The 909-nt window shown below is 70.5% G+C and carries 1 protein-coding gene; it reads right to left on the reverse strand.

Features of this window, described 5'->3' with window-relative positions; all coding sequences use genetic code 11:
• Positions 1-878 (reverse strand): AMP-binding protein (locus ACP4IX_RS36290; protein ID WP_426558925.1); only part of this gene is annotated, 878 nt, incomplete at its 3' end.
• Positions 879-909: the final 31 nt, after the last annotated feature.

Here is a 909-nt window from a genome sequence, read left to right on the forward strand (position 1 = left end):
TCCAGCACGAACAGACCCGCACCCGGCACCGCACGCCCGATCGGAACGCCCCCACCCGCGGCCAACGGATCACTGATCGCCGCAGCCACCGTGATCTCCGTCGGACCATAGGCATTGATCAGCCGGCGACCGGGGGCCCAGCGGGCTACCAGCTCCGGCGGGCACGCCTCCGCACCCACCGCCAGAGCCACCAGACCCTCCAGCCGCTCCCACGCACCCTCCGGCAGCGTCGCCACCACCGACGGCGGCAAGAACGCATGCGTCACCCCGCCCCGCGCAAGGGCCTCCTCCAGCTCCGCCCCCGCCAGACCGGACCCGGCCTCCGGCACCACCAGCGCCGACCCAGAACCCCACGCCAGCACCAGCTCCAGCACAGACGCGTCGAAACTCAGCGACGCCGTACGCAGCACACGGCCACCCGAGCCGATACCCATCCGATCCACCAGACCCGCCGCAAACCCCGCAACACCAGCGTGCGTAACCTCCACACCCTTCGGACGACCCGTCGAACCCGACGTGTAAATGACATACGCCGGATGAGAAGGCAGCAACGGCACCACCCGCTCGACGTCAGTGATCTCCTCACCCGACAGACCTTCGGCGCCGACCTCATCCAGCAGCACAACCCCCACCGACAGGCCCTCCGGCAGACTGGCCGCTGCCTCCCGCGTGCTCAGCACCAGCCCCGGCCGCGCGTCCTCCAGCAGCCAGCCGATCCGCGCCCCCGGATACTCCACATCCACCGGCACATACGCAGCCCCCGCCGACACCACACCCAGCACCGAAACCAACTGCTCCACACCCGCCGGCACCGCCACCCCCACCACATCCCCAGGCCCCACCCCACGACCGATCAGCCAACGAGCCAGCCGGTTCACCCGCCCAGCCAACTCCCCGTACGACCACACC

The sequence above is a fragment of the Streptomyces sp. WG5 genome (genome assembly GCF_049974565.1).
Taxonomy (GTDB): domain Bacteria; phylum Actinomycetota; class Actinomycetes; order Streptomycetales; family Streptomycetaceae; genus Streptomyces.